Source organism: Pseudoroseicyclus sp. CXY001 (assembly GCF_041714655.1).
Classification (GTDB): domain Bacteria; phylum Pseudomonadota; class Alphaproteobacteria; order Rhodobacterales; family Rhodobacteraceae; genus Pseudoroseicyclus_A.
Map to the genome: position 1 here is coordinate 2,246,291 of NZ_CP168219.1, position 18,047 is coordinate 2,264,337.

Genomic DNA, 18,047 nt, shown 5'->3' on the forward strand with positions numbered 1-18,047 from the left:
TTACTCGAAGACGGCGGCCTCGTTGTCGAGGGCGTCGCTGCCTTCCATCACCACGCCTTCGGCGTCAAGCGCGGCGGACATGCGCTCGATGCTGCCGGCCATGGTGACGAGGTCTTCGACGAGCTGGGCGATGACCGCATTGCCGTCTTCGTCGACCTTCACGAGCATCATGTCATAGGCGCTGTCGCCGGCCGCGCGGGCGACGAGATCGTCGGCGGTGGCGAGGGCGGCCTCGAGCTCCGCCGTGAAGGTGGCTGCCAGATCGGCATCGGCGGCGGTCACGAGATCCTGAAGGCCGGCGCCTTCGGTGATCTCGCCGTCGGGGCCGGTGTAGCTGCCGTACCAGACATTGGCGATGCCGCGGATGTCGCCGTAATGGCTCGCCGGCGTATTGTCGGAGAAGCAGTCATGCTCTTCCTCGGGGTCCTGCAGCAGGAGGCCGAGCTTGATCCGCTCGCCGGCCATCTCGCCATAGGCGAGCGAGCCCATACCGGTGAGGATGCGCACCGCCGGGTCGGGATCGGCCAGCACCTCGCCGCGCGCTTCGCCGCCCTCGGCCCACTGGCCGGCCATCCACTCAAGGTCGGAGAGGAGGAGGTCGGTCGCCGTCACCAGATAGGCGGCGCGCCGGTCGCAATTGCCGCCGGTGCAGTCCGCTCCGGTGACGAAGTCGGTATAGGGCCGGTCGCCGGCCGCATCGGTATCGGCGGCGAGGTCCTGCCCCCAGAGGAGGAATTCGACGGCATGGTAGCCGGTCGCCACATTGGCCTCGTTGCCGCCGGCCTCCTGCAGCGTCTCCTCGAGAAGCGCCGGGGTGATCTCGGCCGCGTCGACATCCTCGCCGTTCAGCGTGAACGCGGGGGAGGCGATGACGTTGAGATCGGCAAAGGCGTTTTCGGCCCCGCCGAAATAGGAGGCGTCGACATAGTCGATGAGCCCCTCGTCGAGCGGCCAGGCGTTCACCTTGCCCTCCCAGTCATCGACGATCGGGTTGCCGAAGCGGAAGACCTCGGTCTGCATATAGGCGGGGCGGGAGGCGAGCCAGGCCTCGCGGGCGGCGGCGAGCGTCTCTTCGGAGGGCTCGGCGACCAGCGCGTCCACGGCGGCCTTCAGCCCCTCGGCGCCCTCCACGGCATCGGCATAGGCGGCGGCGGCGATGCCGGCATAGGTCTCGGCGACGTCCGAGGCCGTCTGCGCGGCGGCGCCGGTGGCAGCGAGGGCGAGGGCGGAGGTGGCGATGATGAGGCGCATGGGCGAGGTCCTTCCTGCGATGGCTGCCGCCCGCCCGGGGGGGTGCGCGGCCTGTCGGGGGTAAGTCCTAGCGTTTCAGTCAGGTTTGTAAAGGGCGGGATTGCGGGTGGCGGGATTGTGGGTTGAAAACCCACCCTACGCCCGGGATCGCCCGTCGGCGGCTTTCGCCCCGTAGGGTGGGTTTGTAACCCACCGCCCGTCTCCTCCCTGCACCACGCCCGCATGCCGGCCCGTGGGTTGGCGCTCCGACGCCCGGAGCGGCGCGCTTTATGGCGCAACATGCCTCCCCGCTCCGAGCGAAGCACCCAGCCCCACGAGAGCGCCAGCCCGCGGGGACGGGCCGGCGCTCGCGCGGCGGCCTGCGGCCTTGATTCCGCGCGGGGGGACAGGGGGCGACGCTTGGCTCCGGGCGACTCGGCCCCGCCCCGCCCCTACCCCCGGCGGTCGGGCTTCGGGGGGGCGGGCTCCTCGGAGGCATCCGCCTCGTCCTCGGCGGCCTGCTCTTCGGCGGCGCTGCCCTCGGGGAGCGGCTCGCGCTCGCCGGCCTCGGCCTCGTCCTCCTCGCCGCCGCCCGCGGGGGCGGCGTCGGGGGGCACGAGGGCGACGACGCGGGTGTCGGCGCCGGCCTTGGCCTCGTCCTCAGGGCCGAGGATCTGCAGGCCGGCGGGGCCGATCACCGCGAAGAGCAGCCCCTCGGGATGGCGCTCGCGCCATTCGTCATAGGTGAATTCCTCGGTCAGCCGGGTGACCCGCACCCGCCAGCCCTCGCCCATCATCTGCTCGAGCTCGCCGAGGCTCTTCTCGCCGAGCGGCGTCTGCCCGCCGAGGGTCGCCGGCAGGGCGTGGCGCGGGCTGTCCTCCTTCGAGCGGCGGAGCTGCCAGACGTTCTCCCGGCCGAATTCGGGCGCGAGGTCGGTGGCCACCAGCGTGTTGTGCGCATCGTTGTCGGAGGCGGCGAGGAGCGTGTTGTAGCGGATGAGCTCCACCCGGTGATCGGCGGCCTCGGACAGGATGTCGCCCGACCATGTCTCCACCCCCGCCTGCCGCGCGGGGGAGAGGCGGTAGTGGTTGGTGTCGGTCAGGATCACCGGCACCTCCGCCTTGGTCAGCGCCTCGGCCAGCGCCAGCGTGAAGCGGTTGGCGCCGAGAATCATCAGCCCCGGCACGGCGCGGCTGAGACCGAGCGCCCGGGCGAGCGGCTTCAGCCCGAAGCCGTGGATCACCACTGTGGCGGCGACGAGGAGGAAGGCGAGCGGCACGATCTCGGCGCCGTCCGGCACGCCCGCCGCCGCCAGCCGCTGGCCGAAGAGCCCGGCGACGGCGAGGAGCACGACCCCCCGGGGCGCCGTCAGGGCCACCAGCAGCCGGTCGGCCCGCGGAATGTCCGTGCCGATGAGCGACAGGAACACCGCCGCCGGCCGCACCAGAAGGATGACGACGGCGATGAAGACCGGCGCCCGCCAGTCGAGCGCCCCGAGCTCCGCGATGTCGAAATCCGCCGCGAGCAGCAGGAAGACGCCGGAGACGAGCAGGACCGAGGCATGCTCCTTGAAGCGGCGCACCTCCGCCAGCGAGGCGAGCCGCGAATTGGCGAGGACGAGGCCCATGATGGTGACGGCGAGAAGCCCGGACTCGTGCAGGAGCGCGTCGGCCCCGGCGAAGACGCCTATGACGGCGACGAAGATCACGGGCACCTTCATGTATTCCGGCACCCGCGCATTGCGGAAGGCGAGCGCCAGCCCGCGCCCGGCGAGGAAGCCGGCGATGGCGGCGACGACGATGCCGAGGACGAGGTCGAGCATCGCGTCTCCAGCACTCTCGGCGGCGCGGAGGACGAGCACGATCTCGAAGGCGAGCACGGCGGCGAGCGCGCCGAGCGGGTCGTTGGCGATCGCCTCCCATTGCAGCAGCGCCGCCGGCCGCCGCTCCAGCCGGGCCTGGCGGAGGAGCGGCGCGATGACCGTCGGGCCGGTGACGATCATCAGGCCGCCGAAGACGGAGGCACTCTCCCAGCTCAGCCCGGCGACGTAGTGCAGCGCCAGCACCGAGAACCCCCAGCCGAGCAGCGCCCCGGGGATGATGAGCCTTCGGACCCCCGAGGCGGCATCTCGGAGCCCGCGCAGGTTGAGCGTGAGCCCGCCCTCGAAGAGGATGATCGCGACGGCGAGCGCGATGAGCGGCTCGGTCAGCTCGCCGATCTGCTCCTCCGGCCGCAGGATGCCGAAGCCAGGGCCGAGCGCGAGCCCCGCCGCCAGCATGAGCACGATGGCGGGAAGTTGCAGCCGCCACGCCAGCCATTGCGCGCCGACCCCGGCGAGGCCGACGAGCGCGATGGCCCCGATGGCGGTGATTTCAGCGTGCATCCATCACACCCGGCGCCACGACGGTGGGCCGGCCGGTCAGGCGCTGGTGTTCCTGGATTGCGAATCTGTCTGTCATGCCAGCGATATAATCACAGACGAGCCGTGCGAGTTCCGTCTCGCCCGTGGCTTCCGCAACGTCCTTCCGCCACTGCTTCGGCAGATTTTCCGGCGCGGCCATGTAGAGCGGGAAGAGTTCGTTCACGACCTGCGTCACCTGTGTGCGCATCTCGACCACCGCCGGGGCGCGGTACATCCGGTGGAAGAGGAACTTGCGGATCACCTTCAGATCCGCCCAGAGCCCGTCGGAGAAGCGGATGACCATCCGACCCGCATGGCGGATGTCGGCGACGTTCTGCGGCTCCAGCTCCTTCAGCGTGGCGAGCGCGAGGTCGATCACATCCTCGACGAGGATGCCGAAGAACCGCCTGAGCGCCTCGTGGCGGCGGCGGTAATAGTTGAGATCGGGGTAGCGCCGGTCGACCTCTGCAAAGCAATCGTGAAGCACTGGAAGCTCCGCCAGCTCGTCGGTCGAGAAGAGCTCGGCCCGGAGCCCGTCATGCAGGTCGTGATGCGAATAGGCGATGTCGTCGCTGAGCGCGGCCGCCTGCGCCTCGGCGCTGGCATGGGTGTGCAATTCGAGGCTCTGGAGCCCGTCATAGGCCTCGAGCGCCCAGGGCAGCGGCGGCAGGACGGGGCCGTTGTGCTTGGCGATGCCTTCCAGCGTCTCCCAGGTGAGGTTGAGCCCGTCCCATTCGGCATAGTGGCGCTCGAGATGGGTGACGATCCGCAGCGCCTGGGCATTGTGGTCGAAGCCGCCATAGGGGGCCATGAGCGCGTCGAGCGCCTCCTCGCCGGTATGGCCGAAGGGCGGATGGCCGAGGTCATGGGCCAGCGCCACCGCCTCCGCCAGCTCGGTATCGAGCCCGAGCGCGGCGGCGATGGTGCGGGCGACCTGCGCCACCTCGATGGAATGCGTCAGGCGCGTGCGGAAGTAATCGCCCTCATGCTCGATGAAGACCTGCGTCTTGTGCTTGAGGCGCCGGAAGGCCGAGGCATGGATGATCCGGTCGCGGTCGCGCTGGAAGGGCGAGCGGAAGCGGCTCTCCTCCTCGGGGTAGAGACGGCCCCGGCTCTGCCTGGGGTCGGTCGCATAGATCGCTGCCATGATGGCGCTGCCTCGCCGATCTTGGATGTTGCTGTCCCGGGGCTTATATGCAGCCTTGCAGTCGAGACAAGCAGACCCGTCAGGCGAGAGGCCCTATCCATGCTCACGCTCCCCCCAGAAGTGACGCCGCGCGCCTACGAGCGGCTGACCGAAATCGGCGCCGGCGCCTCCGGCAAGGCGCTCCGCGTGGCGGTCGAGGGCGGCGGCTGCTCGGGCTTTCAATACGAGATCACGCTGGACGAGCCCGCCGAGGACGATTTCGTGCTCGAGGGCTCGGGCGAGAAGGTCGTCGTCGATTCGGTGTCGCTGCCGTTCCTCGCAGGGGCGAAGATCGACTTCTCCGACGAGCTGATCGGCGCGCGCTTCGTCATCGACAACCCGAATGCCACCTCGTCCTGCGGTTGCGGGACCTCCTTCTCGATGTGAGCCGGGGGGCCGGGGCGCCGGGCTGAAGCCCGGCCTACGTTCGTCTTGCCGCGCGCACTTTCAGAGCACACCTAACCCAACCGCCCCCGCGCGGAATCAAGGCGGCAGGCCGCCGCGCGAGCGCCGGCCCGTCCCGCGGGCTGGCGTTCTGCACCCTCGTGCATCGCTCGACGGTCAGGAGAGGCTGACCCATAAAGCGCGCCGTCTCACCCTCAGGAGCGCCATCCCCCGGGCCGGGGGGCAACCGGGCACCCGGTTGAGACCGGGCTTGGCATAGGCCCCCGCCCCTTCCCGCCCATGGCCTCCCCCGCCCGGCCCCGCTAGACTGCCCCCGAACGGAGGGCCCCATGCGTCTGGCAACCTACAACATCAACGGCATCCGTGCCCGGTTCGAGACGGTGAAGACCTGGCTCGAGGAGCAGAAACCCGACGTCGCCATGCTGCAGGAGATCAAGTCGGTCGACGAGACCTTCCCCCGCGAGCTCTTCGAGGACATGGGCTATGCCGTCGCCACCCATGGCCAGAAGAGCTTCAACGGCGTCGCCATCCTCTCGCGCCTGCCTCTGGAGGACGTCACGCGCGGCCTGCCGGCCGGCCCGGGCCCGGGCGGCGAGGCCGATGACCATGCCCGCTGGATCGAGGCGACGGTGATCGGCGAGGAACAGGCCGTCCGCCTCTGCTGCCTCTACCTGCCGAACGGCAACCCGGCGCCGGGGCCGAAGTTCGATTACAAGCTCTCGTGGATGGCGCGGATGCGCGCGCGGGCGGAGGCGCTTCTCACCCTCGAGGCGCCCGTCGTTTTCGCCGGCGATTACAACGTCATCCCCCAGATGGAAGACGCCGCCCGCCCCGACGCCTGGCGCGACGACGCGCTCTTCCGCCCCGAGACCCGCGCCGCCTTCCGCCGGCTTCAGGCGCTCGGGCTGACGGAGGCCTTCCGCACCCTGGAGCCGCGGCCCGGCTTCTATTCCTTCTGGGATTTCCAGCGCGGCGCCTGGCAGCGGGACGACGGCATCCGCATCGACCATTTCCTCCTATCCCCCGAGGCGGCCGACCTGATGACGGCCTCCTGGATCGAGAAGGAGGCGCGCGCGAAGGAGAAACCCTCCGACCACGTGCCCGTCTGGCTGGAGCTCGCCGCCTAGCAGGGCACCGAGGCGTGCGGCAGGCCGGCGCGGGCGGCTTCGGCCGCCTTCCACGCATCGAGCCAGCCGAGCCCCGGCGCCGCCGGCGCCTCGCAAAGGCCCGGCGCCTCCGGCGGCAGGACCCAGCCGTCCGGCGGCAGCGGCGGCGCCTCTGCCGCCATCAGCTCCAGCGCATCCGGGGCGGCCTCGGGCAGGGCCGCGGCGGAAGAGCCGAGGGCGATCAGCAGAAGACAAGGCAGGCGCGGTGACATGGCCGCCCGATCCCCCGCAATCGCGGCAGCGCCGGGGCGGAAACCGGGGCGGGCGCAAGGCGAATAGCGCCAATCCGACGGGCCGGCCCTGCCCCTCAGGTCGCCCTCAGCAGGACTTGCCGATCACCAGCACATAGACCTCGCCCGAGCTCGCGAGCCCATAGGCATCGGCCTCGGGGCGCAAAAGGTTGGTGCGGTGGCCGGGCGAGGCGAGCCAGCCCGCGACCGCGGCACTGAGCGTCGGATGGCCCGAGGCGAGGTTCTCGCCCATGCGCCCGCCCTGGCAGAAGCCCGCCGCCCGCGCCCGATCCGTGAAGCGGGAGCCGCCCGGCCCCGCGTGGGTGAGATCGCCTGTTGCGAGGATATGGCGGAGCTGCACCTCCGCCGCCCGCTCCAGCGCCGCATTGCGCGTCACCGGCCCGAGCCCCGCGGCACGGCGCGCGTCCTGGATCGGCCTGTCGGAGGCGGGAGTCGCGGCCTCCACCACCGGGGCGGCGGGAGCCGTGGGGGCAGTCGCGGGCGCGGCAGGCATTTCGCAGGCGGCGAGCAGCGCGAGAGCGGCGGCGGCGAGACAACGGTAGGACATGGCAGATTCTCGTTCTGTTGCGCGCCCCCTCCCCTCGCCCAAGCTAGGGCGGCGCGCCGCCGGGGCCAACCCCGCGAGCGGTCAGCCGGCAAGCGCTTGCGCAAGAGCCCGCTGCCGCTCCAGCACGCGGGGCAGGTCCAGCGTCAGGAGGGCCCCGTCCCGCACCACCGGCCGCCCCTCGACGATCAGGTGCCGCACCCGGCGCGGCCCGGCGAGGAGCAGCGCCGCCGGATCCCACGACCCGGCGGAGGCGGGGCCGGTCACGTCCCAGAGCGCCAGATCGGCGCGGAAGCCGGGAGCGATCTGCCCGAGCTCGCCGCCGCGGCCCAGCACCTCCGCCCCGCCCCGCGTCGCGATGAAAAGCGCCGCCCGCGCGCTCATCGCATCGGCGCCGGAGCGGACGCGCTGGAGGAGCATCGCCATGCGCGCCTCGCCTATCATCTCCCCCTCGTCGTTGGAGGCGGAGCCGTCGACGCCGAGGCCCACCTTGACGCCGGCATCCCGCATCGCCCGCACCGGCGCGATGCCCGAGCCCAGCCGGCAATTGGAGCAGGGGCAATGCGCGACGCCGGTGCCGGAGCGGGCGAAGAGCGAGATCTCCTCCCCGTCCAGCTTCACGCAATGGGCGTGCCAGACGTCGGGGCCCGTCCAGCCGAGATCCTCGGCGTACTGGCCAGGGCGGCAGCCGAAATTGGCGAGCGAATAGGCAATGTCCTCGTCGTTCTCGGCGAGGTGGGTGTGGAGCATCACCCCCTTGTCGCGGGCGAGGAGCGCGGCATCGCGCATCAGCTCGCGGCTGACCGAGAAGGGCGAGCAGGGCGCGAGGCCGATGCGCAGCATCGAGCCGGGGGAAGCGTCGTGGTAGCGGTCGATCAAGCGTATGGCATCGTTCAGGATGTCCGCCTCCCGCTCCACCAGGCTGTCCGGCGGCAGGCCACCGGCGCTCTCGCCTATGGACATGGCGCCGCGCGTCGGGTGAAAGCGCAGGCCCACCTCGGCGGCGGCCTCGATCGTGTCGTCGAGCCTTGCGCCGTTCGGGTAGAGATAGAGGTGATCGGCACTCATCGTGCAGCCCGAGAGCGCCAGCTCGGCGAGCCCGGTGAGCGCGGAGACGCGCATCTCCTCCGGCCCGAAGCGCGCCCAGATCGGGTAGAGTGTCTGGAGCCAGCCGAAGAGCAGCGCATCCTGCGCGGCGGGAACGGCGCGGGTCAGCGACTGGTAGAGATGGTGATGCGTGTTGACGAGCCCGGGGGTGACGACGCAGCCCCGCGCCTCGATGACCTCGGCACCGGGGGCGTGGAGGTCGGGCCCGACCGCGGCGATGACGCCCTCGCGGATCAGGATGTCACCGGGCGCCTCGGTGCCGGCATCGTCCATGGTGACGATGGTCTCGGCGCCGCGGATCAGGAGGTCGGGCATGGGCGGGCTCCGGTCGGGGGGCGGTCAGGGCGTCAGGGCGTCAGGGCGTCAGGGCGTCAGGGCGTCAGGGCGTCAGGGCGTCAGGGCGTCAGGGCGTCAGGGAAAGGCTCTCACCGGCGCGCGCCTTCGACAAGGGTTCGCGCCCCGCCCTCCACGACTGGCGGCCCGATTGCGGGACCCCCTGCCCCCGCGGCTCAGTCCCCCGCCTCCCGCAGGATCGCCAGCGCATCAGCATGGATCGCGGCATTCGCGGCGGCCAGCACCCGGCCGCCCTCATGCGCCGGGCCGCCCTGCCAGTCGGTCACCACTCCACCGGCCGCCTCGATGACGGCGATGGGGGCGACGATGTCGTAGGCGTTGAGCCCGGCCTCGATCACCAGGTCGATCTGCCCGGCGGCGAGCAGCGCATAGGCGTAGCAATCCATCCCGTAGCGGGTGAGGCGGGCACGGCGCGCCACCGCCTCGAAACCGGCGCGCTCGGCGGCGCTGCCCACCTCGGGGAAGGTCGTGAAGACCAGCGCCTCGGAGAGCGGGCGGGGGGCGCGGGTGGCGAGCAGGCGCTCGCCGAAGGGCCCGTCCATCCGGGCGAGCCCGGGGCCGCCCTCGAAGCGCTCGCCGATATAGGGCTGGTCGATGAGGCCGAGGACGGGGCCGTCCCCGTCCGTCACGCCGATGAGGACGCCCCAGGTGGGCGTGCCGGCAAGAAAGGCGCGGGTGCCGTCGATCGGATCGAGCACCCAGGTGAGGCCGGTGGTGCCGGTCTCGCGCCCGAATTCCTCGCCGAGGATCGCGTCGTCCGGGCGCCGCTCGGCGAGCACGGCGCGCATGGCCTCCTCCGCCGCGCGGTCGGCGAGGGTCACGGGGTCGAAGCCCTCCGCCGCCTTGTTCTCCGCCCCGATGCCGGTTCGGAAATGCGGCAGGATGGCGCCCCGGGCCGCATCGGCGAGGGCGCGGGCGGTGCCGATCAGCTCGGCGGCGAGGGGCGGCGGCAGACGGTCCATCCCTTGCGGGTAAGGAGCGGCGGCGGGCCGGTCAAGCCGGCGCCGGTTCAGGCCGCCTCCGACAGAACCCGCGCCAGCTCGAAGAGCCGCTTCCGCTGGTTTTCCGGGATGGCGTAGTAGGAGCGCAGGAGCTCCAGCGCCTCGCGGTCGGACAGGATGTCGCCGGGCAGCGCGCTGGCGGCGGCCGAGGCGCCCTCGCCCTCGCCCTCCAGCCCCTCGAAGAAGAACGCCACCGGCACGCCCAATGTCCGGGCGATCTCCCACAGGCGGGAGGCAGAGACACGGTTCATCCCCGTCTCGTATTTCTGGATCTGCTGGAACTTGATGCCGACCTTTTCGGCCAGCTGCTGCTGGGTCGTGCCATTGAGCCAGCGGCGATGCCGAATACGTTTGCCAACATGAACATCGACCGGGTGTTTCATGCCACTTCCTTGTAACCGTCCCGTTTGCCCACGCGGATACGGGCCGCAAACGGCCCGCCTCACGCCTGCCTCAGAAGGCCCTAATGCGGAGTGAACGCATGCTCGGGCGCATGGTCTGGATCAAACACGCGGCGGTTGAACTTGTCATCCTGACCTTTTGGGCAGGTCGCGTTGAGCCGGTGGGATCAATTTGCAGAAAATTCGCGCATCGTTGTCCGGATCGGGCCCGATCCGGGCCGCAAGTGGCTCTACGAGCTGCGAATCGCTCCGGCCCGGGGGGCGGCCGGGCGGCCGGATCGGAGGCGGGGCACCGGCCCCCCTGCCCGTTTCAGGCGATCTGGATCGTCAGCGCGTGGATGCGGCCGATCACATCCTCGCCAATCGCCGCGTGAACGGCGCGGTGCCGGGCGACGCGGCTGAGCGGGGCGAGCGCCGGGGCGCCGATCACGATCCGCCAATGGCTCTCGCCGGAGCCATCATCGCCTGCATGTCCGGCATGCAGGTGGCTTTCGTTGACGATCTCGAGCGCCTCCGGGGCGAAGGCCTCCGTCAGCCGCTGGTGCATCAGGGCTTCCACATCCATTTTTGCCAAAGTTCCTTCCATCTGCCGATGGGGGAGTTACACTCTCGCCTCCGAGTCGGAAAGGAGCCCCGAAGATGCCCAAGGCTGACCCTTTCGGTTTCGACATCTCCGTGTCGGCCTCGAAGAAGAAGAACCCGCGCGGGCGGCGCGGCATGTCGGGTGCCTTCGACACCTCGACCCGCGTCTGCGACCATCCCGGCTGCGAGGAGGCGGGCAAGTACCGCGCGCCGAAGAGCCCGGATTCGCTCGAGGACTTCTTCTGGTTCTGCAAAGACCATGTGCGCGAGTACAATCTGAAGTGGAACTTCTTCGACAGCACGAACGAGGAGGAGTTCCAGCACCAGGTCGACAACGACCGGGTCTGGGGCCGCTCGACCAAGCCCTTCTCGAGCGAGGAGCAACGCGCCTGGGCGCGGCTCGGCGTGGACGATCCGCATCAGGTGCTGGGCCAGAACGCGACGCGCAACCCGGGCAAGGCCGTCACCGGCCAGCGCCGCCTGCCGCCGACCGAGCGCAAGGCGGTGGAGATCCTCGAGGTGAAGGACAGCGCCTCCCGCGCCGAGATCCGAAAGGCCTACAAGGCGCTGATCAAGGTGCTGCACCCCGACATGAACGGCGGCGACCGCAGCCAGGAGGAGCAGCTCGCCGAGGTCGTCTGGGCCTGGGACCAGCTCAAGACCAGCCGGAACTTCCGCGACGAGTGACGGGGGCGGGCCTCGGCCGGCCCCAGGCGTAGGGTGGGTTTTCAACCCACCTTCCCCTTTCAACCGAGCGCCCCGTCGCCGCGCAGGGCGAGCGCCGGCCCGGGGGTTGGCGCTCCAGCGGCTGGCCGGCGCGCTTTATGGTGCAACCAACCTCCCCGCCCTGACGCGGCGCCCAGCCTCACCAGAGCGCCAGCCCGCGGGACGGGCCGGCGCTCGCCCTGCGCGGCGACGGGGCGTATCGGGCGGGGACGCAGCACGACCGTCGGACAACCCGTAGGGTGGGTTTGCAACCCACCGCCCACGGCTCAACCGGAAAAACGGTTCCGTGCGGGGCGAGGGCCAGGGGGTGGCGATGCAACGATTGAGCGGCGCGCTTTATAGCGCAAGCCACCTCCCCGCTCTGAGGCTGTGCCCAGCCTCACCCCTCCGGCTGCCAGCGCATAAGCGTGTCCCGCTCGCGCCGCCAGTCGATCATCGAGCGGTGAAGCCGGGCGAAGGCGACGAGCCAGATGACCGCCAGAAGCGGCGCGCCGGCGAGGATCGTCACCAGCGCGAAGGGGCCGAACATCGTGCCGTAGAGCGGCAGGGCGAGCGAGCCGCCGAGGATCCCGGCCAGAAAGCTCGCGAGGACCACGCCCCAGAGGAAGCGGACGAGCCCCCAGCGCCCCTCATGCCCGTAGTGCCGCCGGACGAGCCAGAGCCCCGCCGCCGCACCCAAAGCGCCGGCCAGAGCCACCCAGAGCCCGTAGAGCGGCCCGAGGGCGGCGCCGTCGTTCAGCCGCATCGCCCCGCGAAGCGCCACCGTGGCGCCCACGGCAGCGACCGTCGCCATGGCGAGCGCGACGCGGCGCTCGCCCCCATGCTCGGGGGTGAGCAGCCAGCCGATGCCGCGCAGAAAGGGGCCTTCGTCGTTCATCCGCCCCGCCTCGCAGGCGGGGGTGGCAGGGGTGTGGCGGTTTGGAGGCGGACCGGGGCCGCCTGCCCCCCCTATTCCAGCACCGGCGCCACGCGGGTGAGAATAGGCGCTTCGGGGGCGGGATCGCCGGAGACGCCGAGCTCGGCGCCCTCCGGCCAGAGATCGCCGGGAAGCTGCAGCATCACCTCGCCGCCCGGGCGGATGGCCCCGAGCGGCTGGGCCGGGCCGGCGGCGGGCAGCAGCCAGAGCCAGTAGCGCAGCTCCTCATCGCCCTCGGGCGCGAGCACCGGGCCGAGCTCCGCCGTCAGCCGCCCCGCGGCGACGCTGGCGTCGAGCGCCGGCCCCGTGGTGGCTGCCGGCGCGGCGGCCTCTTCCTCCGCGACCGGCGTCGTCGCCTCGGGCAGCTCGGCATCCGTTACCAGGCCGAAGCGCACGGCAAGGATGAGCACGAGCGCCGCCAGCGCCCCGCCCGCGATCGCCGGAACGATCCCGAGCCGCCGCCAGAGCGGCTGCGCCTCCTCGCCGAACAGGCGCGCGACGAGCCGCGCGCGGAGCTCCGGCTCCGGCGGCACCGGCGGAATATCCTCCGCGAGAAGGGCGAGATGCAGCTCCCAGGCCGCGACCTCCTCCGCCAGCTCGGGGAGGACGGACTCTGCCTCGGCGAAGGCCTCCGCCTCTTCCTCGGTCAGAAGGCCCAGCGCACGCTCGGCGGCGAGGACGCGGTATTCCGAGAGGTCCTCGAGCCCCGGCTCCTCGCCCGCCACCTCGCCGCGCATGAGCTCGAGATTGTCCTCCATCCAGTGGCGGACGCCGGCGAGCGGTAGGTCATGCAGCTTCGCCAGCCGGTCGTAGCCCAGCCCGAAGATCCAGGCCTGGCGGATGGCGATCAGCGCATCGGGGTCGAGCGCCCGTGCCTCGGGATTGGCGGCGAGATAGGCCTCCGGCTTCGGCAGTTGCGGCGGCTCGCCCATCGGCGGCCCGAGCCGCTGACCGGCCGCCGCCCGGTGAAGCCGGAGCGCCGCCCAGGGCCGCGCCGGGATGCCGCTGGCCGCGCGGCGGGGCGCCTCCGCCCAGATCGCCACCAGCGCCGCCTCGAGCGCCTGCTCCGCCGGCCTACCCTCGCCGAGCATGGCGCGCGCCAGACCGTTCAACCAGGGCACGAGCGCCGCGAAGAGCTCCGACGCCGCGCCCCGCTCTCCCCGGCCCACACCGTCCACAACCTTCGCCAGCGTCTCTTCGGCCACCCCGCCCGCCCCCGTTTTTCGCCCTGCGGACATGACCATGCCGCAAGCAGCCGAAAACGCAAGCAACGGCAGGAAAGGGCCGCCCCGGACCCTGCCCTCGGCTTGCGCTCGCCAAGCGAACGTTGCAGGAGAGGCGGGACCCGAAATGAGGAGGGATGGGAATGGCCGAGCAGGACCTCGACAGCAAGATGGTGCCGACGGAAGATATTTCGGTCCGTGAGGTCTTCGGCATCGACACGGACATGAAGGTGCGTGGATTTGCCAACACCACCGACCGCGTCCCCGCCATCGACTCGACCTACAAGTTCGACCCCGACACCACGCTCGCGATCCTCGCCGGATTCTCCCACAACCGCCGCGTCATGATCCAAGGCTATCACGGCACGGGCAAATCGACGCATATCGAGCAGGTCGCTGCCCGGCTGAACTGGCCGACGGTGCGCGTGAACCTCGATTCACACATCTCCCGGATCGACCTCATCGGCAAGGATGCGATCAAGCTGCGCGACGGCAAGCAGGTCACCGAGTTCCACGAGGGGATCCTGCCCTGGGCGCTGCGCAACCCCGTCGCCATCGTCTTCGACGAATACGACGCCGGCCGGGCCGACGTGATGTTCGTCATCCAGCGGGTGCTGGAGCATGACGGCAAGCTGACGCTGCTTGACCAGAACGAGATCATCACGCCGAACAAGCACTTCCGCCTCTTCGCCACGGCCAACACGGTCGGCCTCGGCGACACGACGGGCCTCTACCACGGCGTGCAACAGATCAACCAGGCGCAGATGGACCGCTGGTCCCTCGTCGCGACGCTGAACTACCTCAGCCACGACGCCGAGGCCGCGATCGTGCTGGCCAAATGCCCGCATTACAACACGGCGCAGGGCCGCGAGCAGATCAACCAGATGGTCACCGTCGCCGACCTCACCCGGACGGCCTTCATGAACGGCGACCTCTCGACGGTCATGTCCCCCCGGACGGTGATCAACTGGGCGCAGAACGCCGAGATCTTCCGCAACATCGGCTATGCCTTCCGGCTGAGCTTCCTCAACAAATGCGACGAGCTCGAGCGCCAGACGGTCGCCGAGTTCTACCAGCGCTGCTTCGACGACGAGCTGCCGGAGAGCGCGGTGAGCATGGCGGCGGGGTAAGACCTACGGCTTCGGGAGGATGGGGGGCGCCGCTGGTCGGCGCCCTTTGCTTTGGCGCCCTGCGATTGTCGCGCGACTTCCGGGCCTGCGCTCAAAAGCCGGAGAACACCATGTCGAGCGCGCGCCGGATGGCATCGGCCTCGGCTGCGCCAGACGCGACCGGCTCGCCCTTCAGAATATGCCGCGGAACCGCGGCCATCTCGGCCGTGTGAAGCACATGGCCCCGTCCGTCGATCTCGATGACCGGCTCCAGACGTGTGAGGGGCCGCGGCCCCTCTCCTGCGGGGATCAGCGGAGCGACAACGCGCGGCGGCAGGTCGAGAAGGTCGGTCTGCAGGTCGAGGACGAGCCCGACGCCCGGCAGGCGATAGACATCGAACTGGGCCATCAGCCGAGCTTCAGAACCTGCACACCGGCAAGCGGCGCGCCCCGCTCCTCGATCCAGGCCCGCCGCTCGGCGAGCGCCTCGGCATTCTCCTCCGCCCAGCGCCGCGCCTCGGTGCGCCGCACCTCCTCCGCCAGGGCCCGCTCGCTGATCGCCGAGACGTTGAGCCGAAGCGCCCGGGCGGCCGACAGCACCTCGCCGTCGATCGTCACGGTGGTGCGTTGCTTGGTCAGGTCCGACATGGGCACTCTCCGGGATGCATACTCATGATATGCACCCGCCGGTCGCGCCTCAAGCCCCCAGCACCTCCCGCCACGAGTGCTTCGGCTGGAACCCCACCAGCCGCTTGGCCTTACCGTTGGCGTAGAACGTCTCCCGCTCGCCCATCTCGCCCTTCATCGGCACGCCCTCGTAGAAGCGCCCCATGATCTCGGCGGTCGTGGCGCCGACCGAGGCATCGTCGTTGGAGACGTTGAAGACCTCGTAGCCGAGCCCGTCCGTCGCCAAACAGCAGTTCACCATCTGCCCGAGGTCGCGCGCGTCGATATAGGCGAAGATGTTGCGGCGGCGGAGGCTCGGGTCCTCCAGAAACGCCGGGAACATCTCAGCATATTCATGCGGTTCGATGACGTTGTTGATGCGGAGGCCATAGATATCCGCCCCCGTCCGCGCCTGGAAGCTGCGGGCCGTCACTTCGTTCGCCACCTTCGACATCGCATAGCTGTCCTCCGGGACCGTCGGGTGGTCCTCGTCGACCGGCACATAGTCGGGCTTGCGCTCGCCTTGGGCGAAGCACACCCCGTAGGTCGTCTCGGACGAGGCGAAGATCACCTTGCGGATGCCGAGCCGGGTCGCCGCCTCCAGCACGTTGTAGGTGGCGAGCACGTTGATCCGGTAGGTCTCGCTGTCCGGCACCAGCAGGATCCGCGGCACCGCGGCGAAATGCACAACGGCATCGTAGCGCGGCACGCCCGGCGCGGCGTCGAGATCGGCGAAGCTCGCCGCCCCCGCCATCGATGAGTACACCTGCCCGGCGTCGGTCAGATCCACCCTCAGGTTGTTGACCCCCTCCAGCTCCAGCGGCTGAAGGTCGATATTCGTCACCTCATGCCCCGCCGCCATCAGCTCGGGGATCGCATGGCGCCCGGCCTTGCCGGCGCCGCCCGTGAAATAGACCCGCATCCTCGGCCCTCCATTTGTGCTCCCCCCGTCCTCCCCCGGACGGGGCGGCGTGACAAGAGGGGCCGGCGCGGCTAGACCCTCCCCCGAAGAGGGGCACGCGCATGGCAATCCTTTACGGCACCTGGCGCAGCAGGGCGCTGCGGGTTCTCTGGCTCGCGGCGGAGATCGGCCTGCCGATCGAGTTCCGCCGCGTGATCCAGGCCTATCGGCTGGACGACCCGCTCGCGGACGGCGCGCCGCTCAACACGCTTTCGCCGGAGTTCCTCGCCGTCAGCCCCGCCGGCGCCGTGCCGGTCCTGGACGACGGCGGCTTCATCCTCAGCGAGAGCCTTGCCATCAATCTCTACCTCGCGCGGAAATACGGGCCGCCCTTCGGGCCCGAGACCCCGCAGGAAGATGCCGAGATGCAGCAATGGGCGCTCTACGGCGCCACCTCGCTGGAGGAGGACGCCCTCGCCATCCAGCTCGCCCTCACCGGCGGCGCCCCGGCGGAGGATGTGGCGGAGGAGGCCGCGCGCCTCGCCCGGCCCCTTGCCGTCCTCAACGCGCATCTGGGGCGGCACGGGCATCTCGTCGGCGGCCGCTTCACGGTGGCCGACATCAACATGGCGGAAATTGTGCGCTACGCCCAAGCGCACCCGACGCTGCTCGGCGCCTACGGCGCCCTCTCCGCCTGGCTCGCCGCCTGCCAGTCCCGCAACGCCTTCTGCGCCATCTGGGCGGAGCGCGAGAAGGAACCCGTCAACTTCGCCTGAGCCTTTCGTAACCTTAGTTGTTGCGGTACCTGCTCGTCCAACCTATATCGTCACCTCGTTCGTTACATGAATCAGGTGATACATGACCCAGGCAGACGTCCTCATCATCGGCGGCTCCTTCGCCGGCCTCTCCGCCGCCATGCCGCTCCTCCGCGCCCGCCGGCGGGTGACGATCATCGACGCCGGCGAAAGGCGGAACCGCTTCGCCGCCCAGGCTCATGGCGTCATTGCCCTCGACGGCCTGCCGCCGGGCGAGATCGCCGCCCGCGCCCGCGCCGATGTCTCCGCCTATCCGACCTTGTCCTGGGTTGAGGGCCGCGCCGAGGCCATCGAGGCCGGCCCCGCGGGCTTCACCGCCACCCTGGCGGACGGCACGACGCAGAGCGGTGCCCGGCTCATCCTCGCCACCGGCGTCACCGATGAGCTGCCCGATATCCCCGGCCTCGCGCCGCTCTGGGGGGCCCGCGTCTTCCACTGCCCCTATTGCCACGGCTACGAGCTCGGCGGCCGCCCCGTGGCGGTGCTGGCCACCGGCCCGGCGTCGCTCCATCAGGCGCAGCTTATCCGCGACTGGGGCCCGGTCACGCTCATCGCCAACGGCGCCCTGCCGCTCGACGCCGACACGCGCGCCGCCCTCGCCGCCCGAGACATCACCATCGAGGAAACCCCCCTCGCCCAAGTCGCCCCATCCGGCGCCACCGACATCATGCTCCGCCTCGCCGACGGCCGCGCCCTGACCTTCGCCGGGCTCTTCACGGCACCGCCGCAGCGCCCCTCCTCCGACTTCGCCGCCCGGCTCGGCTGCGAGATGATTGCCGGCCCAACCGGCCCCCTCGTCCGGACCGACGCCATGCAGGCCACCAGCCACCGCCATGTCTTCGCCTGCGGCGATGCCGCCGGCCCCCAGTCGCTGCCCTTTGCCATCGGCACCGGCACGATGGCCGGCACGGCGGCCCATCGCTCGCTCCTCTTCCCCTGACCCTCTCGCTTTTCTGCAAGTACCCGCGGGGGGAGTCGCCCTCCCGGGGGCCTACTGGGGCCGACGGGGGCAGCGCCCCCCTTCCGACATTGCCCATCGCCGCCCGCCCTGTCACAATGCGG

20 protein-coding genes are annotated in these 18,047 nt (G+C 70.9%); 6 read left to right on the forward strand and 14 right to left on the reverse strand.

Translation table 11 applies throughout. From position 1 onward, the window contains the following. The 3 genes from ACAZ03_RS10925 to ACAZ03_RS10935 form a co-directional block, all read right to left on the reverse strand. On the reverse strand, nt 1-1,251 hold the full coding sequence (locus tag ACAZ03_RS10925; RefSeq protein ID WP_373353521.1) for an imelysin family protein: 1,251 nt from the start codon (nt 1,249-1,251) through the stop codon (nt 1-3). Between the two features lie 431 nt (nt 1,252-1,682). Further along, a complete protein-coding gene (locus ACAZ03_RS10930) occupies nt 1,683-3,614 on the reverse strand; it encodes a cation:proton antiporter (protein WP_373353523.1) in 1,932 nt (643 codons plus the stop codon). Next, the gene (locus tag ACAZ03_RS10935; RefSeq protein WP_373353524.1) at nt 3,604-4,779 is read right to left on the reverse strand and encodes a deoxyguanosinetriphosphate triphosphohydrolase; all 1,176 of its coding nucleotides are present in this window, start codon (nt 4,777-4,779) and stop codon (nt 3,604-3,606) included. The genes ACAZ03_RS10930 and ACAZ03_RS10935 overlap by 11 nt, the downstream gene beginning before the upstream one ends. Nucleotides 4,780-4,878: 99 nt before the next feature. On the opposite strand from ACAZ03_RS10935, the gene ACAZ03_RS10940 reads away from it, so the two are divergent. Both ACAZ03_RS10940 and xth read left to right on the forward strand, forming a co-directional pair. Further along, nucleotides 4,879-5,205, forward strand: coding sequence for a HesB/IscA family protein (locus tag ACAZ03_RS10940; RefSeq protein WP_373353526.1), 327 nt, complete (start codon nt 4,879-4,881; stop codon nt 5,203-5,205). A gap of 347 nt (nt 5,206-5,552) precedes the next feature. Then, entirely contained in the window at nt 5,553-6,350 is a 798-nt protein-coding gene (xth, locus tag ACAZ03_RS10945; RefSeq protein WP_373353528.1) for an exodeoxyribonuclease III, read from the forward strand. Here the strand turns inward: xth and ACAZ03_RS10950 are convergent. From ACAZ03_RS10950 to ACAZ03_RS10975, 6 genes are all read right to left on the reverse strand, one after another. Continuing rightward, entirely contained in the window at nt 6,347-6,601 is a 255-nt protein-coding gene (locus tag ACAZ03_RS10950; RefSeq protein WP_373353530.1) for a hypothetical protein, read from the reverse strand. The genes xth and ACAZ03_RS10950 overlap by 4 nt on opposite strands. A 106-nt stretch (nt 6,602-6,707) precedes the next feature. Further along, on the reverse strand, nt 6,708-7,187 hold the full coding sequence (locus ACAZ03_RS10955) for a CAP domain-containing protein (protein ID WP_373353531.1): 480 nt from the start codon (nt 7,185-7,187) through the stop codon (nt 6,708-6,710). Nucleotides 7,188-7,268: 81 nt separating this feature from the next. Beyond that, nucleotides 7,269-8,606: an 8-oxoguanine deaminase gene (locus ACAZ03_RS10960; RefSeq protein ID WP_373353532.1), complete on the reverse strand. Its 1,338-nt coding sequence runs from the start codon at nt 8,604-8,606 to the stop codon at nt 7,269-7,271. Nucleotides 8,607-8,800: 194 nt separating this feature from the next. After that, on the reverse strand, nt 8,801-9,607 hold the full coding sequence (gene hisN, locus ACAZ03_RS10965; RefSeq protein WP_373353533.1) for a histidinol-phosphatase: 807 nt from the start codon (nt 9,605-9,607) through the stop codon (nt 8,801-8,803). A gap of 47 nt (nt 9,608-9,654) precedes the next feature. After that, on the reverse strand, nt 9,655-10,029 hold the full coding sequence (locus ACAZ03_RS10970) for a helix-turn-helix domain-containing protein (RefSeq protein ID WP_373353534.1): 375 nt from the start codon (nt 10,027-10,029) through the stop codon (nt 9,655-9,657). 328 nt (nt 10,030-10,357) lie between these two features. Next, nucleotides 10,358-10,612: a BolA family protein gene (locus ACAZ03_RS10975; protein WP_373353536.1), complete on the reverse strand. Its 255-nt coding sequence runs from the start codon at nt 10,610-10,612 to the stop codon at nt 10,358-10,360. A gap of 74 nt (nt 10,613-10,686) precedes the next feature. Here ACAZ03_RS10975 and ACAZ03_RS10980 point away from each other — a divergent pair, with 74 nt between their 5' ends. After that, entirely contained in the window at nt 10,687-11,316 is a 630-nt protein-coding gene (locus ACAZ03_RS10980; RefSeq protein WP_373353538.1) for a J domain-containing protein, read from the forward strand. Nucleotides 11,317-11,734: 418 nt separating this feature from the next. Here ACAZ03_RS10980 and ACAZ03_RS10985 read toward each other — a convergent pair whose 3' ends face one another. Further along, on the reverse strand, nt 11,735-12,232 hold the full coding sequence (locus tag ACAZ03_RS10985) for a hypothetical protein (protein ID WP_373353539.1): 498 nt from the start codon (nt 12,230-12,232) through the stop codon (nt 11,735-11,737). Nucleotides 12,233-12,303: 71 nt separating this feature from the next. Further along, complete coding sequence (locus ACAZ03_RS10990) at nt 12,304-13,515, reverse strand: hypothetical protein (RefSeq protein ID WP_373353541.1); 1,212 nt, start codon at nt 13,513-13,515, stop codon at nt 12,304-12,306. 122 nt (nt 13,516-13,637) lie between these two features. Between ACAZ03_RS10990 and cobS the strand changes: the two genes are divergently transcribed. Then, nucleotides 13,638-14,624, forward strand: coding sequence for a cobaltochelatase subunit CobS (gene cobS, locus ACAZ03_RS10995; protein WP_373353543.1), 987 nt, complete (start codon nt 13,638-13,640; stop codon nt 14,622-14,624). 91 nt (nt 14,625-14,715) lie between these two features. Here cobS and ACAZ03_RS11000 read toward each other — a convergent pair whose 3' ends face one another. The 3 genes from ACAZ03_RS11000 to ACAZ03_RS11010 are packed head-to-tail and all read right to left on the reverse strand — an operon-like array spanning nt 14,716 to nt 16,191. Further along, the gene (locus tag ACAZ03_RS11000; RefSeq protein WP_373353544.1) at nt 14,716-15,012 is read right to left on the reverse strand and encodes a CcdB family protein; all 297 of its coding nucleotides are present in this window, start codon (nt 15,010-15,012) and stop codon (nt 14,716-14,718) included. Beyond that, nucleotides 15,012-15,251, reverse strand: coding sequence for a type II toxin-antitoxin system CcdA family antitoxin (locus ACAZ03_RS11005; protein WP_373353546.1), 240 nt, complete (start codon nt 15,249-15,251; stop codon nt 15,012-15,014). The genes ACAZ03_RS11000 and ACAZ03_RS11005 overlap by 1 nt, the downstream gene beginning before the upstream one ends. Before the next feature lie 49 nt (nt 15,252-15,300). After that, nucleotides 15,301-16,191: an NAD-dependent epimerase/dehydratase family protein gene (locus tag ACAZ03_RS11010; RefSeq protein WP_373353547.1), complete on the reverse strand. Its 891-nt coding sequence runs from the start codon at nt 16,189-16,191 to the stop codon at nt 15,301-15,303. Between the two features lie 101 nt (nt 16,192-16,292). Between ACAZ03_RS11010 and ACAZ03_RS11015 the strand changes: the two genes are divergently transcribed. Together ACAZ03_RS11015 and ACAZ03_RS11020 are read left to right on the forward strand one after the other, a co-directional pair. Further along, nucleotides 16,293-16,946 carry a glutathione S-transferase family protein gene (locus ACAZ03_RS11015; protein ID WP_373353549.1) on the forward strand — a complete coding sequence of 218 codons (654 nt, stop codon included), beginning with the start codon at nt 16,293-16,295 and terminating at the stop codon, nt 16,944-16,946. Nucleotides 16,947-17,028: 82 nt separating this feature from the next. Then, nucleotides 17,029-17,925 carry an NAD(P)/FAD-dependent oxidoreductase gene (locus ACAZ03_RS11020; protein WP_373353550.1) on the forward strand — a complete coding sequence of 299 codons (897 nt, stop codon included), beginning with the start codon at nt 17,029-17,031 and terminating at the stop codon, nt 17,923-17,925. The last annotated feature ends 122 nt before the right edge of the window (nt 17,926-18,047 follow it).

Excerpts from the sequence above, each read along its gene's own strand:
- ACAZ03_RS10925 (WP_373353521.1), bottom strand. The coding sequence starts at position 1,251 with ATGCGCCTCATCATCGCCACCTCCGCCCTCGCCCTCGCTGCCACCGGC.
- ACAZ03_RS10930 (WP_373353523.1), bottom strand. The coding sequence starts at position 3,614 with ATGCACGCTGAAATCACCGCCATCGGGGCCATCGCGCTCGTCGGCCTC.
- ACAZ03_RS10935 (WP_373353524.1), bottom strand. The coding sequence starts at position 4,779 with ATGGCAGCGATCTATGCGACCGACCCCAGGCAGAGCCGGGGCCGTCTC.
- ACAZ03_RS10940 (WP_373353526.1), top strand. The coding sequence starts at position 4,879 with ATGCTCACGCTCCCCCCAGAAGTGACGCCGCGCGCCTACGAGCGGCTG.
- xth (WP_373353528.1), top strand. The coding sequence starts at position 5,553 with ATGCGTCTGGCAACCTACAACATCAACGGCATCCGTGCCCGGTTCGAG.
- ACAZ03_RS10950 (WP_373353530.1), bottom strand. The coding sequence starts at position 6,601 with ATGTCACCGCGCCTGCCTTGTCTTCTGCTGATCGCCCTCGGCTCTTCC.
- ACAZ03_RS10955 (WP_373353531.1), bottom strand. The coding sequence starts at position 7,187 with ATGTCCTACCGTTGTCTCGCCGCCGCCGCTCTCGCGCTGCTCGCCGCC.
- ACAZ03_RS10960 (WP_373353532.1), bottom strand. The coding sequence starts at position 8,606 with ATGCCCGACCTCCTGATCCGCGGCGCCGAGACCATCGTCACCATGGAC.
- hisN (WP_373353533.1), bottom strand. The coding sequence starts at position 9,607 with ATGGACCGTCTGCCGCCGCCCCTCGCCGCCGAGCTGATCGGCACCGCC.
- ACAZ03_RS10970 (WP_373353534.1), bottom strand. The coding sequence starts at position 10,029 with ATGAAACACCCGGTCGATGTTCATGTTGGCAAACGTATTCGGCATCGC.
- ACAZ03_RS10975 (WP_373353536.1), bottom strand. The coding sequence starts at position 10,612 with ATGGATGTGGAAGCCCTGATGCACCAGCGGCTGACGGAGGCCTTCGCC.
- ACAZ03_RS10980 (WP_373353538.1), top strand. The coding sequence starts at position 10,687 with ATGCCCAAGGCTGACCCTTTCGGTTTCGACATCTCCGTGTCGGCCTCG.
- ACAZ03_RS10985 (WP_373353539.1), bottom strand. The coding sequence starts at position 12,232 with ATGAACGACGAAGGCCCCTTTCTGCGCGGCATCGGCTGGCTGCTCACC.
- ACAZ03_RS10990 (WP_373353541.1), bottom strand. The coding sequence starts at position 13,515 with ATGGTCATGTCCGCAGGGCGAAAAACGGGGGCGGGCGGGGTGGCCGAA.
- cobS (WP_373353543.1), top strand. The coding sequence starts at position 13,638 with ATGGCCGAGCAGGACCTCGACAGCAAGATGGTGCCGACGGAAGATATT.
- ACAZ03_RS11000 (WP_373353544.1), bottom strand. The coding sequence starts at position 15,012 with ATGGCCCAGTTCGATGTCTATCGCCTGCCGGGCGTCGGGCTCGTCCTC.
- ACAZ03_RS11005 (WP_373353546.1), bottom strand. The coding sequence starts at position 15,251 with ATGTCGGACCTGACCAAGCAACGCACCACCGTGACGATCGACGGCGAG.
- ACAZ03_RS11010 (WP_373353547.1), bottom strand. The coding sequence starts at position 16,191 with ATGCGGGTCTATTTCACGGGCGGCGCCGGCAAGGCCGGGCGCCATGCG.
- ACAZ03_RS11015 (WP_373353549.1), top strand. The coding sequence starts at position 16,293 with ATGGCAATCCTTTACGGCACCTGGCGCAGCAGGGCGCTGCGGGTTCTC.
- ACAZ03_RS11020 (WP_373353550.1), top strand. The coding sequence starts at position 17,029 with ATGACCCAGGCAGACGTCCTCATCATCGGCGGCTCCTTCGCCGGCCTC.